This is a genomic window from Sporosarcina sp. Y838, from assembly GCF_056786515.1.
In genome coordinates this window covers 1-542 of record NZ_JBXCJD010000055.1, presented here as the reverse complement: position 1 = coordinate 542, position 542 = coordinate 1, and the positions used below count along the sequence as shown (strand labels likewise).

Here is a 542-nt window from a genome sequence, read left to right as displayed (position 1 = left end):
CATTCCGTAATAATCCTTAGAAAGGAGGTGATCCAGCCGCACCTTCCGATACGGCTACCTTGTTACGACTTCACCCCAATCATCTGTCCCACCTTCGGCGGCTGGCTCCCGTAAGGGTTACCCCACCGACTTCGGGTGTTACAAACTCTCGTGGTGTGACGGGCGGTGTGTACAAGACCCGGGAACGTATTCACCGTGGCATGCTGATCCACGATTACTAGCGATTCCGGCTTCATGGAGGCGAGTTGCAGCCTCCAATCCGAACTGGGAATGATTTTATGGGATTGGCTCCCCCTCGCGGGTTGGCAACCCTCTGTATCATCCATTGTAGCACGTGTGTAGCCCAGGTCATAAGGGGCATGATGATTTGACGTCATCCCCACCTTCCTCCGGTTTATCACCGGCAGTCACCTTAGAGTGCCCAACTGAATGCTGGCAACTAAGATCAAGGGTTGCGCTCGTTGCGGGACTTAACCCAACATCTCACGACACGAGCTGACGACAACCATGCACCACCTGTCACCACTGTCCCCGAAGGGAAA

Annotated in this window: 1 rRNA gene; it reads right to left on the bottom strand. The window is 54.6% G+C overall.

Annotated elements, in window-relative coordinates:
• Positions 1 to 20: 20 nt before the first annotated feature.
• A 16S ribosomal RNA gene (locus AC1TO4_RS19905) occupies positions 21 to 542 on the bottom strand; the annotation flags it as partial.